This is a genomic window from Sporomusa sp. (genome assembly GCF_035561155.1).
In the GTDB taxonomy this organism is placed as follows: Bacteria; Bacillota; Negativicutes; order Sporomusales; family Sporomusaceae; genus Sporomusa.
Window position 1 is genome coordinate 204,117 of the sequence record NZ_DATMYD010000071.1, and the last position, 17,829, is coordinate 221,945.

Sequence of the window (17,829 nt, forward strand, 5' to 3'; positions counted from 1 at the left end):
TTAGTGTGCGCTTTCTTCTTTTAAATGTCGGACGCAGTTGAGTAGAGTAATTGTCGGTCTCCCATCATAATAATCAATTACATTTACTGCTGTGTTATCTTGCCTGATACTCCAGACATGATTCAGATGAATTTCCAGCGTAGCGCACAAAATGGTTCCAATAGTGCCTCCATGAGCTACTACTGTTACGGTTTGCTCGGGATGCGCGGCCACAATCTTTTGGATAGCGGCAGCTGCCCGCTCTTTTAGCTGATGAAAGGTTTCTCCGCCAGGGATTTCAAGCTCGTCCGGAGTCGTCCACAACTTACCCAATAGACCTGGCCAACGCTCAGAAATTTGTTCGTAAGTAAGACCTTCCCACTCACCAAACTTTATCTCCCGTAGTTCAGGAACAAGGTTTACCGTCAAGCTATGCTCGGCAGCTATACATTCAGCGGTCTTAAAAGCTCGGGACAAATCACTGGCATAAACGGCATGAATAGATTCTTCAGCCAAACGTTTTGCTACTGCGCGAGCCTGACTAAGCCCTTTATCATTTAGAGCAATATCGCTGTGTCCCTGATATTTCCGCTCCAAATTCCACATAGTTTGACCGTGACGCACTACTATTAGTCTGGTCATGGATTCACCTCAACACCTGCTCTAAGCGTTCGAGCAGTATTTTGTTTTGTTCATTGAGTTTAACAGCAACCCGGATGTAATAAGGAGAAAGTCCGGGATAGTTGCTGCAATCACGAATTAGGATGTTCCGCTCAGCCAGAGTTTGACGTAAGTGGGCAGCTGAGTAGCTGGTTTGCCGTGTATTGATTAATATGTAGTTGACAGATGGCGGAAAGGGATGTACTCCAGGTAAAGCTTTCAGACTTGCGTACAGTATGTTTTTTTCATGGTTCACGATTTCTCGGCTTTTCTGCTGATACTCCTTATCGGTTAAAGCTGCGACGCCTGCTGCTTGCGCTAAGGAGTTAACATTCCACGGGTCTTTGGCAGCATGAAGTTTGGCTGTCAAATCTCGATGAGTGAGGGCAAAGCCAAGTCGAAGACCAGGAATGGCATAAAACTTAGTAAGCGAATGTAGTATTACCAGATTATCGTACTGTTTAAGCAGTGGTCGGCAGGTATATTCCCTGTCGCCAATAATGAAGTCCATGAAAGATTCATCTACAATTACCATTATCCCGGCCTTCTTGGCTGCAAACAGCAAACGTTCCAGTTGCCTGACTGTCAGCAGCGTACCGGTAGGATTATTGGGGTTGCCAATAAACACCATATCTACTCCGTTTAGACGGCTACAGAGTGAACTTACATCAAAAGCAAAATTGTTTTCCGGCGACAAAAATGCATATTCGATCTCGGCACCGGCCGCTGTGGCCGCCCGCTCATATTCACTAAAAGCAGGAGCCGGGATAAGCACTCTTTTGGGCCGCAAGGTGTGTGTCAGCACATAAAGCAGTTCAACAGCGCCGTTACCGGCAGTAATATGTTCAACATCAACATCATAATAGCTGCTTATTGCTGCTTTTAGCGTTACAGCCTCAACATCGGGATAATGAATCACCTGACTGACAGACTGAGTTATCGCTTCACGCACACTGCCGGCTAAACCAAGCGGATTTATGTTGGCGCTAAAGTCAAGCACGCCTGCTAACGCGCCACCACGCTCGCGCGCCCAGGCATGCACATTGCCGCCATGAACAAAACTAGCTGCTTGGTTATCAGCGCTCATTGCCATCATCTCCTGTTATGATAAGTCCGCCGGAAATTAGGCGGACAGTTTTTAAATAAGCAACCTCCGGGCAGGCTCGGCATATCTCTTTGATACAAGCTTCATGACCCGCCATGGCGTCAGCGCTGAACATAACACCCAGCACCGTACCGCTATGAGCAGCGCAGACACCTACAGCACCGAAGTCGCTGCTGCAATTTATCACTCGTTCAAGGCAAGGCTTATATAAAATCGCTTGATTAGCTACAGCGCTCATAGTGGCTCCCTGTCCAATAAGCCGGGCATTACCCGTTTTCAGACCTTGTGCCACTAACTCAACGGCGGTCACTATCTGCGTCTCTTTTGCTTTGTTTAAAATAGCTAAATCCTCACGGTCATTAAAGACTAACGTATCTACCTGGCCGCCGACATCAAAAACCGCGATGTACATTGGCGGGGGATTGCCCAGGTAGCGGCGGATTTTACCCTGCACATGATCGAACATAATAATTCCTGGATAAAAAATGCCGTCTGTTGGTTCGATTGTTAAAGCGATATCGGCAATTTCATCACAAGACAGCTGCGTATCTGCCACTGCCAGCGCGGCAGCCTGACAAGCAGCACTGATATCGGCACTGCTGGAAGCCATCCCTTTACCTACCGGTAAATCAGATTCTACTGCTAGCCCAATATTTCCCGAGATATTAAGATATTCAAATATCTTATTTACAGCCGCAGCAGTCTTGGGTTGAGCATGCGCCATACTGCCGCCGGAAACGACTGTCACTTCAGAATACCAATCCACCGGACAGGTAATCAAAAAGTTAACCCCGTTTATTGTGCCCTGTACCAGTTCACCGCATGAGCCAGGTGCTTTAACTTTAATTGTCATACCAAAGTCTGCCTTTCAGTGATTGAATCTTATTTCCTCTAAATGACAAATACGAGCAAAGCCATTAACTCGGTCAGCTCGGTAACAGCGCCATATGTATCCCCGGTTAAGCCGCCTAAAACATTAGCAAAATAACGGGCTGACAGTACTCCAGCCAGAGCCGCTATACCTGTACTAATTGATGCCTGAAGGCCCATCGGAATAACAATCACAAGAGCTGCAATTATGGCAATGATTAAAGTTCTACGACCAGCGTACTGGGCGAAAGCCTTTCCCATACCGTCAGGCCGTGCATAAGGGAAAGACGCGATACTGATAACCATGGCCAGGCGCCCCGCTACCGGCATAACCAAAAGGGCAACGGTAAGCATTGTCGGAGTCATATCGATAATAAGCGAATATTTTAGCAGTATCAGCAACCCAAATGCCACTACACCGTTGGCACCAACACGGCTGTCTTTCATTATTTCCAGCATTCGTTCTCTGGACCGTCCTGAAAACACGCCATCAGCAGTGTCCATAAGACCGTCACAATGCAGACCGCCAGTAAGCACAATTTCAGCTAAAATAATAACGACTGCCAGTACATGCGACGGCAAAAACTGGCTCAGGAAATAATTTAGTCCGGCCAGAATCAAACCAATAATGGCGCCGATTAGTGTAAAATACTTTACGCTGCGGCCAAAGCTGTCCGGCGACCAGTCTGTCTGCTCCACCACTCGGATGCGAGTAAGAAATTGTAATCCGGTAAAAAAGTCTTTCAAGCTCTAATTCCTCCACATTGAACTACACAGAACTAAGCAGCACCCATTTTACAGACAAGGCCCCTGCAATAAATAGTGTGGTCACCAAATACATGATTTGAATGGTTTGTTCAATATGTACAGGCTGGAGCTCATTTTTAGCCTCACCCATATGAGCCCGTAAAGAAGCCACTCCACCATAATAGTTGAGACCACCCAATCTAACCCCCAATGCTCCGGCCACACCGGCCTCCGCAAAACCGCTATTGGGGCTGGGGTGCTTGGCTGCATCACGCTTGATGGCCTGCCAAGCGCCGTTGGCATCATGCCTAAGTAATGCCGCTGCGATAATGATTAAAATACCGGTAATCCTTGCCGGAATATAGTTAAATACATCATCAACCCGGGCGGCGATCATCCCAAAATCCCGATATTTTTCATTTTTATAGCCTACCATCGAATCCATGGTATTCACTGCCCGGTACAGACAAGCCAGCGGCACACCGCCGATTAAGCCGTAAAACAGCGGAGATATAATACCATCAACGATATTCTCAGCCACAGTCTCAACCGTTGCTCGGGTAACTTCGGCTGTATCAAGATTGGCAGTATCACGTCCTACAATCCACCCTACCTTATACCGTGCTTGTTCCATATTACCAGTATCTAGATAACCAGCAATCTCCCGCCCGGCTTCAGCCAAACTCCGGGGTGATATGGCAAAAGACAGCAGTACAGCTCCGCCAATATAAACAGCCCATGGATGAATAGAAGCTAAAGCAGCCATAATCAGCCACGCTACTGCATACACTACTGAGATCACAACAGCGACAAGTACAGTACCGGCCAAATTTTTACACACAGGCGAATGATTGGCATTCAATAGCCAACGTTCCAGCCAGGCTATGAAATTGCCGATCATAACTACGGGATGAAGTGATGTGCGTGGGTCGCCGACAACGCGGTCAATAACCACGGCGCCTAATGCTAAATACTCTGTCATGCCTACTTACCATTTGTTTCGTTCATGATACGGTAGACTAAGTCCATATTCATACTGTGGCGGACAACGTCTGCCAACCGGTCGTAGGCGGCATCTTTGAGGGCCTGCGTATTCTGAGTAATACCTAGCGGCGACAGACCTTTACGTACTCTCAGCGCATCAAGCACAGCCCGGCGATACGCATCGTTATCAAAAATCCCGTGCATATAAGTTCCCATAACAAGGCCGTCTGAAGAAACAGCACCGTCAGGCATGTCTACCTGCTCGCCCGAACGGGTGACAATCGTAAAGGCGGTGTCAACGGGGGTCATGAACTGGGTACGGCCCATATGAATTTCATAGCCGGTCAGACTATCACCGCTATAGTTAATTCCTAAGAACTTATGGTTATTAGCCGTTGCCTTGACCTGATGGGTTACTTTATCAGCTTCAAAAATAGTGATACTGTCAATAAGGCCTAAACCCATGACTTTATCAAGATCTGATTCAGTATGGTCAGGATCTTGAACCTCCCGCCCCAGCATCTGGTAACCGCCACAGATGCCAACAACCGGCGTACCGCTCTTTACCAGCTTAATAAGTTCCTGCTCGTAGCCATTGTGCCGAAGGTACAACAAATCTTCAGTCGTATTCTTGCTGCCAGGTAGAATAATAAGATCAGGCTTACCTATGGCTTCCCCCTGACGCACATATCTGACCCGAACGTCACTTTCATTCCCAAGGGCATCAAAGTCAGTAAAGTTCGATATTTTGGGGAGACGTAATACGGCAATATCAATTTCTCCCGTCGTATCTGACTGCTGTTTATCTTCCAGAGATACCGAGTCCTCATCGTCAATACCCAGCCTGTCAAGATGCGGAATAACACCGAGTACTGGCTTACCGGTCTTAGTTTCAAGAAAATCCAGCGCAGGTTTCAGCAAATTAATATCGCCCCGGAATTTATTAATAATAATGCCTTTGACCAAATCCCGTTCATCAGGCTCTAACAGTTCCAACGTGCCTACAACTGATGCAAGCGCACCGCCCCTGTCAATATCAGCAATTAAAAGTACCGGCGCCGGAGCTAGTTTGGCAATACGCATATTAACAATATCGTTGTCTTTAAGGTTAACTTCAGCCGGACTGCCAGCCCCTTCTATTACAATAACGTCAAAGTCATTATGCAGCCTCTGCAGACACTCGGTTACTACCCCCAGTGCCGTAAGGCTATAGCCGGAATGATATTCTTTTGCTGACATATTGCCAACTGGCTTGCCCATGACAATGACCTGTGAGCAAGAATTACCAGTAGGTTTTAGTAATACTGGGTTCATTTCAACAGCAGGTTCTAGTCCGGCGGCCTCAGCCTGTGCCACCTGAGCCCGGCCCATTTCGCCACCGGTTTTTGTTACATAGGAGTTAAGTGCCATATTCTGTGATTTAAATGGTGTTACCCTTTGACCATCTTGTTTAAATATCCGGCACAACGCCGTAGTTAAAATACTTTTGCCAACATGAGAACTGGTTCCCTGCAGCATGATCGCTTTAGCCATTAAGCTCACCCTCCCCCAGACTAACGGCTATCTTCTTTAACTCAACAGCCAGACCGCTAACTACTAAATAAACCTCGTCAGCATTTCTGGCGACTTTTTGATTGACAAATCCGGCTACATCGCGATATTCGCGTGCCAGCGCGTTATCAGGCACAATCCCGAACCCGACTTCGTTACTAACAAAAATGACATCTGCGTGCTCCTGTTTAGCACTAGCAAGCAATTTATCAATGTCGTCAAGCACAGCCTGGCAGCGCTCTTCCCGGTTAGTCGGTGCATCAGGTGCCAGGAGCAAGTTAGTGGTATAGAGTGTCAGGCAGTCAAACAATACTACGTCTGCGCTCTGAACAGCTTGTGCCATAGCCAACTCGGCCTTGTAAGGCGCTTCAAAAGTTGGCCAACTGGCTGGACGGCGGCTTTGATGAATAGTCACCCGTTCTTTCATTTCATCATCATATATTTGAGCAGTAGCGATATAAGCTACCTTCCGGCTGCCTTTGGCGGCGTACCGTTCAGCAAAAGTGCTTTTGCCGCTCCTTGCACCGCCAGTAACCAAAACAATTTTACCTGCCATGCTGTCTACCTCCCTGTCCAGTTTGGCAAGACCTATACTGCGCACACTGTTCGACAAACCGCTCAGCTGCCTGCCTGTTACCGGCAAAATGCATGTGCAAATAGGACGCCAGCACGCTATTTGACGCATAACCGCCGTGATATAAAGCACCTGTCCGCATTTTCTTAAATTCGAACGCCCAGGGAAACTCCACTGCACTTATATCCGGAATCATTCGTGAAAAATGAAACTCATGACCGCGCAAAATCTCCCTGTCGTCACATAATACATTATCCGTTAAGGCTGTTGCTTCCACATAGCCTACAGTTTCGAGTTTGGACTGCATCTGGCATACAGCTGGAATTACACCGGCCATGTCATAGGCCTGACCATCAAAATCTACAATCTGACGAGCTAGATACATCAGGCCGCCACACTCGGCATATACAGGCATGCCTTGCTCTGCTGCACGCAGTATTTCATTACGCATTGAGGAATTAGCTGACAATTCTTTGACAAACATTTCGGGAAAGCCACCCCCCAGCACGATACCGTCCACTGCAGGCAGTTGGCTGTCTTTGAGTGGACTAAAAGGAATAAGCTCTGCCCCGAATTCAGCCAAAACCTCAAGACTCGAAGGATAATAAAAGGTAAACACGTCATCCTGTGCCACACCGATTCGGGCTTTAATCACACGACTGTTAGTTTCTGGTGATGAGCGTACAGGGATGGGCCCCGCTGTTTTAGCCAACGACAGTAAATCGTCCAAAGCCACCTGCTGAGCGACTTGGCGTCCCATTTGGGCTACAGTTGCGGCAGCCTCATGCTCAGTGACCGGAGTCAAGCCAAGATGACGTTCCGGCATACTAAGCTCATTGTTGCGAAAAACTGCCCCAATGACCGGAATTCCTAATTTACCAAGTGCCTCACATACCATCTGCCGGTGGGTTTCCGAGCCAAGCCTGTTAATGATTACACCGGCTAGATTGACTTCGGGATCATACAGTTTAAAGCCTAAAGCAATAGCGGCAGCACTCTCGCCCATAGATTTGGCGTCAATAACCAGAACTACCGGTGCGTTTAGCATTTTAGCTATAGCCGCGGTGCTGCTGACACCAGCGCGCCCGCCATCATACAGTCCCATAACACCTTCGATAACAGCAATGTCATTGCCTGCCGCCGTACTAGCAAATATTTCTGCGAGACAATCGGGCGGCACCAGCCAAGTATCAAGGTTATGGGCACTTTTACCACTGGCCAAACGGTGGAACCCGGGGTCGATATAGTCAGGGCCAACTTTATACGATTGAACTTTAAGGCCACGCTCAGCTAAAGCAGACAGTATACCGGTTACAATCGTTGTTTTGCCAACACCACTACTAACCCCGGCAATAACTACCCGTGGAATATTCAATTGGCCCATGCGTAATCCTCCTAAATATTCGTTGCCGCTGTTGTCTTACCTTTGCACAAAGCCGGTAAAAACAGTCACTTTGCCGCATGATTGCTCATGAGACATAGCTTATCGGCCCAGCATGTACATGACGGCATTGACAGAGGCTGCTGCGATGGGGCTCCCCCCCTTATTGCCCAAAACAGTAATATACGGAACAGACGAGGTAGTATGCAGCAATTCTTTGGACTCCGCCGCGCCAACAAAGCCAACAGGCACGCCAATGATCAGCGCAGGTTTAATACTATCTTCTTTAATCATTTTCAGAACTTCAAACAAGGCTGTCGGTGCGTTACCGATCGCCACAATGGCACCATTGAGCTGAGCGCCGAATTTACGCATAGCTGCCATAGACCGGGTAATACCCGCCGCCTTGGCTTCCTGAGCCACTGCCTCATCAGCCACCAAACAATACGTCTGCCCGCCCAATTCAGCCAACCGGCGTTTGTTAATACCAGTACGCACCATCTCAACATCACAGAAAATATTACACCCGGCTTTGAGCGCACTTAAGCCGGCGGCAATAGCCTCTGGATGAATTCTTATAATATTAGCATAGTCCGGGTCCCCGGCAGCGTGGATAATACGAGAGAAAACCTTGATCGATTGTTCATCTAAATTGAACCCGGCCAAGTACGGCGCAATAATCTCCATGCTGCGTGTTTCAATGGCCATGGGGTCTTTTATATACTCCATTACGTTACCTCCAATGAGATTGCTACGCTAACGCTCGCAATGACTAGAAGCTTTGCCATGCGAATGCATTGTAAAACAACTTTGCTTTTCCTTATTTAATGTGAACCATGTTAATTACTTCTTGTTGGGTCATACATAGGTTTTTGTACTCAATGGCAGGTCGGCCAATTACGATAATCGGCAAACCTAGTTCCATAGCAGCCGATATTTTAGTATCAGCGCCGCCGATTATACCGCTGTTTTTGGTTATAACCACTTCAGTACCATACTCCTTAAACATTGCCATATTAAGCCCGTGGGAAAACGGTCCTTGCATTGCGACAATATCACCGGGGCTAAAACCCAACTCAATACACTCAATTATAACATCAGGCTGAGGAAGCACCCTCGCTATAATCCGGATTTCAGCTAGTAACGGCTCGTTTTTAAATAGCTTGAGTGTGCGGCTGCCAGTGGTCAAGAAAATTACCTTGCCTAAACCTGCGGCAATTTTTGCGGCCTCGCCAGCATCACTGGCTATATATAACCGTTCATACTCAGCAGGGACACTAACCACTGAACGTTCATACCGTATATATTTAATACCTGTGGCTTCACATGCCGCCATCGCATTCACTGAACCATTAACAGCATAGGGATGGCTGGCATCAACAATAGTCTTAATTTCATGGACGCCTATCAGTTCTTTCATACCTTCTACTGTCAGTTGTCCGGCGTGAACACTGATACCAGGAAATTCGGCTAAACTTCGGCCATAATCACTGATTACCGATACAATTACCTGATAACCCGTTTCAGCCAAACGTACCGCCAACTCCCGGCCATCAAGCGTTCCGGCCAGCACTAAAATCATAGCCGGTAGCCCCTCGGGGTTACCATTTTGCCGTCAGCTACATAAGTCTGACTGTTGCCGATGAGTACCAGCGAAAACATGTCGATGTGCTCGTTAGTGAATCCATCCAGTGTTGATAATGTCATATCCTCTTTGGCTCGGGTAGCATGATGCACGATACCGACCGGGGTGTTAGGCCCGCGGTGTTTTAGAGTAATCTCGCGCACTGCCTCGATTTGACTTGTCCTTCTAATACTTTTAGGGTTATAGATAGCAATAACGAAGTCACCAGCCGCCGCCATCTCTACTCTTTTTTCAATAATCTCCCACGGAGTTAGCAGATCGCTCAAACTAATAACAGCAAAATCGTGCATTAACGGCGCTCCCAAGACGGCAGCCGCAGCACTGACGGCACTAATGCCCGGAACTACAACAACTTCAGGCTGAACAGTTGCAGGATACTTAGCAACAAGCTCAAGCACCAGACCGGCCATACCATATACCCCGGGATCACCGCTCGAAATAACGGCAACCTGTTTTCCGCTCATAGCTTGCTCTACAGCCGCCTGACACCGGTCAATTTCCTGCATCATACCGGTACCAATGGTGGCTTTGCCTGTCAACAAATCTTGTATCAAGTTTAAGTAGGTATCATAGCCGACAATAACCTCAGCACTTTCAATCGCTTGCCGAGCCCTTGGCGTCATATCAGCCAAACTGCCAGGTCCTATTCCCACCACCGATATTTTACCGGAGCAATAGCAACAGTTACTTTGGGATACTTGGTTTTGGTCAAAAGCAGATTGCTGCTCTGCCCTGTTAGAATTGCTGCTGGTTCGCATACATTTCCCACTCCTATCTTTTCATTAACAAAATCAGATAATGATAATTTATATTGTTCAATACATCGCGCAAGCTGCTCGTTGGTAAAAAACTCAATAGGCACTTCCAGCTGCTGGGCAGCAGCCAACAACCCAATTTCGTCTTCTTTAACAACAGTACTCCCAATAACCGCAACACTTTTAAAACTGCGGCCAACCTCCCTGCAAGCCTGGTTAATGGCTGCCAGGATTTCACCGCTGGTAGCACCGCGGCGGCAGCCAAGACCAATGGCTAAACTTCCTGGACGCAAGTAGAGGTGTGGTTTATCAATATTGAGTTCCCTATCGGTAATGATTACTGCAGCGTCATATCTATCCTGGCAAGCAAGTTCATCGATATCTGCCAGTGAAATCCCCTGTTTCGCTGCCAAACACATATAATGCTCATACCCGGCCAACGCTTTATCGATGAAAAAATCAACTCGATCACCATTAACGATCGCCGAATTGATCATCTTTAAGGCACAAAAAGGCTCAATCGCCAGATCAAGCTTGACTGCAAGCACATCGGCGGCTGGCAAGTTGGCGACATCAGTGGCAGTAGTAATAACCGCCGTCGCTCCAGCGGCAGTACTTATCAGCCGAGTCAAATCATTAGCGCCGCCAATATGACCTGACAGCAGGCTGACGGCAAAATTGCCACCATCATCCATGACCACTACAGCAGGGTCAAGCCGCTTATCCCTGACGTACGGCGCAATAACCCTCACAACAATGCCTGTCGCCATGATAAAAATCAACCCATCATAAAGTGAAAATATTTCACGTACCAAATCACTCAAACAGTCATACGTGTGCGGCGAATGTATAGGATTACGCCCTGTCTTAACATATATATCGACATCAGGGCCCAAGCGTGGCGCTGTACTCGCAGCTAGTTCGGCCCCTTTATTAGTCACTGAAATGACTGCCAGCTTCACAACCTACTTGGCCTCCTGTGCCTGCCTGAACATGTGTCCAAACTCTGGGGCATACAGTCGCGACAAGGCATAATCTGTACTCAAGACCTTGCCAACCACAATCATGGCTGTACGGTCAATACTATTTTCCCTGGCAATTTGCGCAATGGTAGCTAAAGTGCCGCGGAAGATTTTCTGATCAGGCCACGAAGCTTTTTGGACAATGGCTACAGGCGTTTCATATGTATACCCGCCGTCCACTAGTTCCTTAACCACATTATCCAGCATATGAACACTCAAAAAGATGCACATCGTTGCCTCATGGCTGGCCAGTTTGGCCAATTTTTCCTTTTCAGGAACAGGAGTACGACCTTCCAACCGGGTAATAATGACTGTTTGAGACACATCAGGAAGCGTGTATTCCTGCTTTAAAGCCGCCGCTGTAGCCAGGAAGGAACTAACTCCCGGAATAACCTCAAACGTAATACTTTTGGTTACCAACGCATCCATTTGCTCCTGGATGGCGCCATAAATGCTAGGGTCACCGGTATGGAGTCTAACTACCAGCTTACTTTCTTTAACTCCCGCTTCCATCACTGCAATAACTTCATCCAGAGTCATTGATGCGCTATTATAGATAGCTGCACCATTTTTGGCCAGCGATAACAGCGCCGGATTTACCAAAGAACCAGCATAGATAATAACATCGGCCTGCCCTAAAAGACGCTGACCTTTGACTGTTATGAGTTCAGGGTCACCTGGACCAGCTCCTACAAAAAATACATTCATTCACTATTTCTCCCTTCTTTTAAGCTGTTTCATTTCTTCAACAGCTACCCTTTTTTACTACACGCAATTATATAGATCGGATTAAGTGCCTTAAACATATTACTGGCACCTACCTGCTGGATTCGGGTAACCTGTATACAGCAAGCCTCGACGCTGTACTCAGACCTTTGCCGCATGATATTGAGCGTAGTAGATAATGTTTCAACAGTGACAGCCGTTACAATCAGTCTTCCACCCGGTTTAAGCAGCTTGTCAGCACACCTGAGAATTTCAGGCAGTTTACCGCCACTGCCGCCAATCATAATCACGTCAGCCGCCGGTAACCCCTCAAGCGCCTCCGGGGCTGCTCCCAGCACGGCCTCAACATTCGCGGCCTTAAATTTGGTGGCATTAACCTTGATTAAATCAAAGCCTTCCGGTTCACGCTCAATAGCGATTACCCTGCCTTGTTCGGCTAACAAAGCCGCTTCTATGGACAGTGATCCGGTACCGGCACCGATATCAATGACAGTATCGGCAGAACCAATCTTGGCTTTCGCCAGCGTTAATATCCTAATTTCCTGCTTAGTCATAGGAATGTCGCCCCTGACAAACTCGCTGTCCGGAATCCCTAACCCATGTTTCATGCCTTCACCACCATTACACTATGTTCAAACCCGGGTGTTCCCGTCGTCTCGGCCAAAGTCATCGCGGCTACTACTTCATTATCATAAGACAAATTGGTACACAACCAGACACAAGCCGTCTCCGGCCACCCATGTTCTAACAAAACGCAGGCAATATGGGCGGGATTATGCTGGGTATCAGTTAAAATCCCTAACTTGTGACCAGGCCGGTATCTGAGCACATCATCAGCCGCCTGTCGGCCATGCATGCTGATTAATGCCGCATCCTGCCAGACTTCGGCCAGCCGGGCAAAAGCCAGCTGTGCCGAACTAATGCCGGGAATAACAGTGATACGTTCAGCAGCGAAACGCCCCCTAAGAGCAGCCAACATACTATAAAATCCAGGATCCCCCGACACCAGAACAACCACATCCTGACAGGCAAGCCGGCCCTCGATAAAATCGAGTACACCCTTAATATCTTTATCAATAATTCTAATAACCTGGTTTGCTGATCCAAATGTATCAAGCGCCCGTTTGCTGCCTACCAACACTTTAGCCCCAGCAATCGTTCGACTGGCGATTGGCAGTACATAATCAGGCGAACCCGGACCAATGCCTACGACAATTATTTTATAGGTATGTTCCATCCTAAATGGCCTCCAATTTCCCTGGCAGTCTGATCAAGCCCCAGTATATCTCCCTTCAAAGTCACAATCACTGTCCCAACTGTCAAATCGCCGAACACATAACGCACAGCCCTGGCACTGGCCCGCTCGGCCAGTACATCGTATACACCGGTCATGTTATAGCGGGCAATAATAGGCATGGCAGCTTCAGTCGTAGTCGAAGCCAATACCTCTTCAATGGCTGCCTGCGGCGCTCCGCCAGCCGCCAGATAGGCAGCCAGTGTTTCCAGTCGGGCGTCAGCCATACGGTTATGCGTATGGAATATCCCAGCCGACACCTTAACTATTTTACCAAGATGCCCAAACAAGAGCACCCGGCGCATCCCATACTTAACAGCATTCTCCAGCATATGTCCGATAAAGTTACTAGTCTGAACAACCGTGGCTGCCGGGAGGCCATAGCGATTGACCGCAATATCCTGGCCAATTTTGCCAGGTGCAAACACGATCTCATCATACCCCAACGCTTGTACCACACTAATTTGTGGGACAAGCGAATTCTTAAACGCTTCCTCTGACATGGGTTCGACAATACCGGTAGTGCCTATAATAGACAAACCGCCGACAATCCCCAATATCGGGTTCAGAGTCCGGGTTGCTAACTTTTCTCCGCCAGGAACAGAAATAGTCACTATAGCGCCTTTACCAGAGGGCAGGCAATCATCGACCGCCTTAGTAATCATCGTACGCGGCCCAGGGTTTACCGCCGGTTCACCTACCGGCATAGCCAACCCCGGTTTAGTCACTGTCCCTACTCCTTCACCGGCTTTTATAATGACTCCAGGTTCCTCTGTTACTATTACTTCTGCCGCAATCTTAACACCATTAGTAATGTCCGGGTCATCACCGGCATCTTTAATCACCCAGGCAACACCGCCGCCAGCGATCGCATGACTCTCGGCCACCGGCGCCACCAGTGTGACCCCCTGCGGCGAAATAACCTCCACAGCGGCAGCATGCTGCCCCTTCCAGGCCATAACTGCCGCCTTAGCCGCCGCGGCTGCACAGGTTCCTGTAGTAATTCCCTTGCGCATCGGTTTATCAGACAATAGAAAAACCCCCTTGAGCAGGGGGTAAATACCAAACAATAAAGAAATTTTGCCTGATTATTGTACCCACACCTGCCTATCTTCCGTAGGTCCTAACGGCATGTGATAGAACAGGCAGGTCTCCTGACTCTGGTTCATCGCACACTTAAGCCTTCCCGGTTTCCCAGTGGCATAAATTAAGCAGCATCCCCATTACAGTGGCGGGACCGTGCCGGTATTGCACCGGACTTCCCTATTAAGCATGAAGCACCCATTCCCTTACACCTATCAAATTATGATTATAATATACTTCCATATAGTTAAGTATTTTCCTGCTGGCCAGCTGAAATATTATAAAATTAAATAATTTAGATTTTTTTTGCAAATTATTCAATTTTTTTGCAAAATAGAAAAGGATTTTAGAATTTTAGTGCAGAAATGTTATACTGGTCAGACCATCATACCGATTTTACATCTCATATTGGGGGAGTGAAGAGTTTGAAAAAAGTGAGTGAGAACTGGAAACAAGCGCTTACATCCTGTTCCGGCGGCGCCAGCCTATTCTCAGAGTTCGAAACCAGAGCAAAAAATGCAGCGGCCGAAGTTTTCCGAGTAAAAACAGCGGCTGAAGCCAAAGAAGTCATCGCAATCCTTGTAAAATACACCAACGCCCGTAAAGTTGTAGCTGTTAACAGTCCGCTGCAGCAAGCTGCCGGTATCAATGCCGCATTAACCGAACTTGGTGTTACTCTGTACACCGAGCAGGCCGACATTGCTGAGCATGCTGAAAGCGCCGACATTGGCATCTCAGCCGTTGAATTTGGCATTGCCGAGTCAGGAAGCGTTTGCCAGGATGCTATGGCATTTGAAAGCCGTCTTGTCTCCATGCTTCCTCCCGTTCATGTTGCTTTTATGAACAGCGGAAATATTGTGCCTGGTGTAACTGAAGCCATGGATGTTATCTCCAAAGTCTATGACCATGGTTATATTAGCTTTATTACCGGCCCCAGCCGTACTGCCGACATCGAACGCGTTCTGACAATCGGTGTTCATGGTCCCAGCCGTTTTGTCATCATTGCCGTTGATGAAGAAGTTAACGGAGGTGGCAACTAATGGAAACAAATAACCGTAATATAAAAAATGAAATAGAAGAAAAATTAAATGATGAGGTATTACGCGGTGCATTAGGCCGATTTGCCGAAGCCTATCCTATCTCCCGGGCTAAAGCCTACGAAAACGTAGCCGATGTTGAAGCCCTGCGGGAGCAAGTCCGTCAAATGAAAATGAACGCCGTCGCCGACATTGACAACCTTGCTGATAAGTTTGAGAGTGAAGCCACTAAGCGCGGCGCCAAAGTATTCCGCGCCAAAGATGGTAACGCTCTTAAAGAATATCTCATTAACCTCTGTAAAGAAAAAGGCGTAAAGCGTATTGTTAAATCCAAATCCATGGCCTCAGAAGAAATTCATCTTAACCATGACCTGGAAGCGGCTGGCCTTCATGTAAAAGAAACCGATCTGGGTGAATGGATTATCTCGCTAGCCGGTCACAAGCCATCCCATATGGTTATGCCAGCCATCCACTTAAACCGTGAGCAGATTGCCGACTACTTCTCCAAAGAACTTAAGCAGGAAATCCCAACAGATATTCCTTTCATGGTACAAGCTGCCCGTACAGCACTCAGAACCGAGTTCTTGCAAGCTGACATGGGCATTTCTGGCGCAAACTTCGGCATTGCCGAAAATGGTGCCATTGGCTTAGTAACCAATGAAGGCAATGCCCGCCTGGTTACTACCCTGCCGAGTGTTCATGTTGTAATCATCGGTTATGAAAAGCTGATCCCTACCATTAAAGACGCTGCTCCTATCCTGCGCACCCTACCGCGTAACGCCACCGGCCAACTTATGACCAGTTATATGACCATGACCTCAGGCGCCACCCCAGTAATGGTTAAACAGGACGGTAAGTGGGTTGAGCAAGATAAAGAACTTCATATTATTCTCTTTGATAATGGCCGCCTGAAGGCCGCTCATGATGATAAATTCAAAGAAATCTACCAATGCGTCCGGTGTGCCTCCTGTCTTAACGTTTGCCCTGTATACACCCTTGTGGGCGGCCATGTGTATGGTCACATCTACGCCGGCGGCATCGGCGCCATCCTGACTGCCTTCTTAAATAGCATGGGCGACTTTGAAAAGATTAATGAGCTGTGTATTGGCTGCCGTAAATGCGTTGAGATATGCCCTGGTAAAATTGATATCCCCCATCTCATTGAAGAACTCAGAGCCAAAGCTGTCAAAGAACATGGTCTGCCGTTCGGCGTTAAAGCTGTATTTGAAAACGTCTTGGCAAACCGCAAAGTTTTCCACACCCTGCTGCGCTTAGCAGCTATTGGCCAAAAACCCTTTCAGTCCGGTCGCGTAATTCGTCATCTACCGCTGTTTTTAGCAGGCATGGCCAAAGATCGAAGTCTACCGGCCGTGGCTGACGTGCCATTCCGCGATCGCGTAGCCAAAATAACCAAGAAAGTCAATAAACCTGCCAAACGAATTGCTTTCTTTAGCGGCTGTAACATCGATTTTATTTTCCCTGAAACTGGCGAATCAGTATATAAAGTACTCCATGACCTTAACATGGAAGTGGTCTTCCCTGAGGAGCAAAGCTGCTGCGGCAAGCCAGTACTGGGTATGGGCGACCGCGAAACAGCCAAACGAATTGCCAAGAAAAACATCGAGGTCTTCGAAGCAGCCAACGCTGACACCATTCTATCAGCCTGTCCTACCTGCGCCGAAACCTGGCATCAGACATATGTCGAGTTGTTTGAAGATGAGCCGGAATGGAAAGTCCGTGCGGAAAAACTCGGTCATAAGGTCTGCGAGTTCACCAGTTTTGTCGCTAAGGAATACCAAAAAACAGGGCGCTTAACCAAAACAGACGGCAACAAAAAAGTCACCTATCATGATTCCTGCCATATGAAGCGGGGCCTTGGCATTTACGCTGAGCCGCGGCAGCTGCTTGAAGCCGCCAAAGGATATGAGCTGGTAGAAATGAAAGACTGCGACAAATGCTGCGGTATGGCCGGCGCTTTCGGTGTAAAATACAGCGAACTGTCAATGCCAATACTTAAGCAAAAAATCACCAATATTAAAGCCAGCGACGCAGAGGTTATTGCCGTTGCCTGCCCGGCCTGCATGATGCAGATTCAAGGGGGCCTGGACAAACAACTGCCTACTGTGAAAATTAAGCATGTAGCTGAGATTTTAGCAGAAAACATCAAAAGTTAAAGTAAGTAATCGCAAGATAAAGAAAACACGGCTTGCGCCGAGCCTCTGGCGAAAGCGGAAGCCGATGTTGCCCTTATCCAGGCGGAAAGTTATACTTTCTAACAGGGAGTCTGCTTAAAAAAAGAGTGATTTGGACTGTTCCAGTCCATTCGAGAGAGATAAATCATCACAATGTCTTTATTTAAGCAAGAAAGAGGGTCTATTGCTCGCTTAAGACCTACATTCTAACTCTTAACGGTTCC

General features: G+C 47.7%; 18 protein-coding genes and 1 riboswitch. Of the genes, 2 read left to right on the forward strand and 16 right to left on the reverse strand.

Translation table 11 applies throughout. From position 1 onward, the window contains the following. The 16 genes from cobC to cbiD all read right to left on the reverse strand — a co-directional run bounded on the left by cobC (position 1) and on the right by cbiD (position 14,309). Complete coding sequence (cobC, locus tag VN447_RS09225) at positions 1-621, reverse strand: alpha-ribazole phosphatase (protein WP_325524888.1); 621 nt, start codon at positions 619-621, stop codon at positions 1-3. Between the two features lie 4 nt (positions 622-625). Then, a complete protein-coding gene (gene cobD, locus VN447_RS09230) occupies positions 626-1,726 on the reverse strand; it encodes a threonine-phosphate decarboxylase CobD (protein WP_325524890.1) in 1,101 nt (366 codons plus the stop codon). Continuing rightward, the gene (locus VN447_RS09235; protein WP_325524891.1) at positions 1,716-2,597 is read right to left on the reverse strand and encodes a GHMP kinase; all 882 of its coding nucleotides are present in this window, start codon (positions 2,595-2,597) and stop codon (positions 1,716-1,718) included. Before VN447_RS09235 ends, cobD begins: the two co-directional genes overlap by 11 nt. Before the next feature lie 38 nt (positions 2,598-2,635). After that, entirely contained in the window at positions 2,636-3,361 is a 726-nt protein-coding gene (cobS, locus tag VN447_RS09240; RefSeq protein ID WP_325524893.1) for an adenosylcobinamide-GDP ribazoletransferase, read from the reverse strand. A gap of 22 nt (positions 3,362-3,383) precedes the next feature. Beyond that, positions 3,384-4,343: an adenosylcobinamide-phosphate synthase CbiB gene (cbiB, locus tag VN447_RS09245; protein WP_325524895.1), complete on the reverse strand. Its 960-nt coding sequence runs from the start codon at positions 4,341-4,343 to the stop codon at positions 3,384-3,386. A 2-nt stretch (positions 4,344-4,345) separates the two neighbouring features. Continuing rightward, positions 4,346-5,878, reverse strand: coding sequence for a cobyric acid synthase (locus VN447_RS09250; protein ID WP_325524896.1), 1,533 nt, complete (start codon positions 5,876-5,878; stop codon positions 4,346-4,348). After that, positions 5,871-6,452: a bifunctional adenosylcobinamide kinase/adenosylcobinamide-phosphate guanylyltransferase gene (cobU, locus tag VN447_RS09255; RefSeq protein WP_325524898.1), complete on the reverse strand. Its 582-nt coding sequence runs from the start codon at positions 6,450-6,452 to the stop codon at positions 5,871-5,873. Before cobU ends, VN447_RS09250 begins: the two co-directional genes overlap by 8 nt. Then, positions 6,442-7,854 (reverse strand): cobyrinate a,c-diamide synthase, encoded by a 1,413-nt coding sequence (locus tag VN447_RS09260; protein ID WP_325524899.1) that lies wholly within the window; start codon positions 7,852-7,854, stop codon positions 6,442-6,444. Before VN447_RS09260 ends, cobU begins: the two co-directional genes overlap by 11 nt. Positions 7,855-7,953: 99 nt before the next feature. Continuing rightward, entirely contained in the window at positions 7,954-8,580 is a 627-nt protein-coding gene (locus VN447_RS09265; protein WP_325524901.1) for a precorrin-8X methylmutase, read from the reverse strand. 91 nt (positions 8,581-8,671) lie between these two features. Then, positions 8,672-9,433, reverse strand: a complete 762-nt coding sequence (cobK, locus tag VN447_RS09270) for a precorrin-6A reductase (protein ID WP_325524903.1) — start codon at positions 9,431-9,433, stop codon at positions 8,672-8,674. Beyond that, entirely contained in the window at positions 9,430-10,128 is a 699-nt protein-coding gene (gene cobJ / locus VN447_RS09275) for a precorrin-3B C(17)-methyltransferase (RefSeq protein ID WP_422663596.1), read from the reverse strand. Before cobJ ends, cobK begins: the two co-directional genes overlap by 4 nt. 11 nt (positions 10,129-10,139) lie before the next feature. Continuing rightward, entirely contained in the window at positions 10,140-11,213 is a 1,074-nt protein-coding gene (locus tag VN447_RS09280; RefSeq protein WP_325524907.1) for a cobalt-precorrin 5A hydrolase, read from the reverse strand. Between the two features lie 3 nt (positions 11,214-11,216). Then, positions 11,217-11,981, reverse strand: a complete 765-nt coding sequence (cobM, locus tag VN447_RS09285) for a precorrin-4 C(11)-methyltransferase (protein ID WP_325524909.1) — start codon at positions 11,979-11,981, stop codon at positions 11,217-11,219. Between the two features lie 44 nt (positions 11,982-12,025). Further along, the gene (gene cbiT / locus VN447_RS09290) at positions 12,026-12,607 is read right to left on the reverse strand and encodes a precorrin-6Y C5,15-methyltransferase (decarboxylating) subunit CbiT (RefSeq protein WP_325524911.1); all 582 of its coding nucleotides are present in this window, start codon (positions 12,605-12,607) and stop codon (positions 12,026-12,028) included. Beyond that, entirely contained in the window at positions 12,604-13,236 is a 633-nt protein-coding gene (cbiE, locus tag VN447_RS09295) for a precorrin-6y C5,15-methyltransferase (decarboxylating) subunit CbiE (RefSeq protein WP_325524913.1), read from the reverse strand. The genes cbiT and cbiE overlap by 4 nt, the downstream gene beginning before the upstream one ends. Next, positions 13,215-14,309: a cobalt-precorrin-5B (C(1))-methyltransferase CbiD gene (gene cbiD, locus VN447_RS09300; protein WP_325524935.1), complete on the reverse strand. Its 1,095-nt coding sequence runs from the start codon at positions 14,307-14,309 to the stop codon at positions 13,215-13,217. The genes cbiE and cbiD overlap by 22 nt, the downstream gene beginning before the upstream one ends. 111 nt (positions 14,310-14,420) lie before the next feature. Further along, a riboswitch (cobalamin riboswitch) is annotated at positions 14,421-14,607 on the reverse strand. 203 nt (positions 14,608-14,810) lie between these two features. On the opposite strand from cbiD, the gene VN447_RS09305 reads away from it, so the two are divergent. Further along, a complete protein-coding gene (locus VN447_RS09305; RefSeq protein ID WP_325524937.1) occupies positions 14,811-15,416 on the forward strand; it encodes a lactate utilization protein C in 606 nt (201 codons plus the stop codon). Continuing rightward, a complete protein-coding gene (gene ldhH, locus VN447_RS09310) occupies positions 15,416-17,587 on the forward strand; it encodes an L-lactate dehydrogenase (quinone) large subunit LdhH (protein ID WP_325524915.1) in 2,172 nt (723 codons plus the stop codon). The genes VN447_RS09305 and ldhH overlap by 1 nt, the downstream gene beginning before the upstream one ends. Positions 17,588-17,829 lie beyond the last annotated feature (242 nt).

What these genes read in the sequence shown, in the direction of transcription:
- VN447_RS09265 (WP_325524901.1), bottom strand. Translation starts at nt 8,580, where the DNA reads ATGGAGTATATAAAAGACCCCATGGCCATTGAAACACGCAGCATGGAG.
- VN447_RS09260 (WP_325524899.1), bottom strand. Translation starts at nt 7,854, where the DNA reads ATGGGCCAATTGAATATTCCACGGGTAGTTATTGCCGGGGTTAGTAGT.
- cobK (WP_325524903.1), bottom strand. Translation starts at nt 9,433, where the DNA reads ATGATTTTAGTGCTGGCCGGAACGCTTGATGGCCGGGAGTTGGCGGTA.
- cbiT (WP_325524911.1), bottom strand. Translation starts at nt 12,607, where the DNA reads ATGAAACATGGGTTAGGGATTCCGGACAGCGAGTTTGTCAGGGGCGAC.
- cobM (WP_325524909.1), bottom strand. Translation starts at nt 11,981, where the DNA reads ATGAATGTATTTTTTGTAGGAGCTGGTCCAGGTGACCCTGAACTCATA.
- cbiB (WP_325524895.1), bottom strand. Translation starts at nt 4,343, where the DNA reads ATGACAGAGTATTTAGCATTAGGCGCCGTGGTTATTGACCGCGTTGTC.
- cobD (WP_325524890.1), bottom strand. Translation starts at nt 1,726, where the DNA reads ATGAGCGCTGATAACCAAGCAGCTAGTTTTGTTCATGGCGGCAATGTG.
- VN447_RS09250 (WP_325524896.1), bottom strand. Translation starts at nt 5,878, where the DNA reads ATGGCTAAAGCGATCATGCTGCAGGGAACCAGTTCTCATGTTGGCAAA.
- cobU (WP_325524898.1), bottom strand. Translation starts at nt 6,452, where the DNA reads ATGGCAGGTAAAATTGTTTTGGTTACTGGCGGTGCAAGGAGCGGCAAA.
- ldhH (WP_325524915.1), top strand. Translation starts at nt 15,416, where the DNA reads ATGGAAACAAATAACCGTAATATAAAAAATGAAATAGAAGAAAAATTA.
- VN447_RS09235 (WP_325524891.1), bottom strand. Translation starts at nt 2,597, where the DNA reads ATGACAATTAAAGTTAAAGCACCTGGCTCATGCGGTGAACTGGTACAG.
- cbiD (WP_325524935.1), bottom strand. Translation starts at nt 14,309, where the DNA reads ATGCGCAAGGGAATTACTACAGGAACCTGTGCAGCCGCGGCGGCTAAG.
- cbiE (WP_325524913.1), bottom strand. Translation starts at nt 13,236, where the DNA reads ATGGAACATACCTATAAAATAATTGTCGTAGGCATTGGTCCGGGTTCG.
- cobC (WP_325524888.1), bottom strand. Translation starts at nt 621, where the DNA reads ATGACCAGACTAATAGTAGTGCGTCACGGTCAAACTATGTGGAATTTG.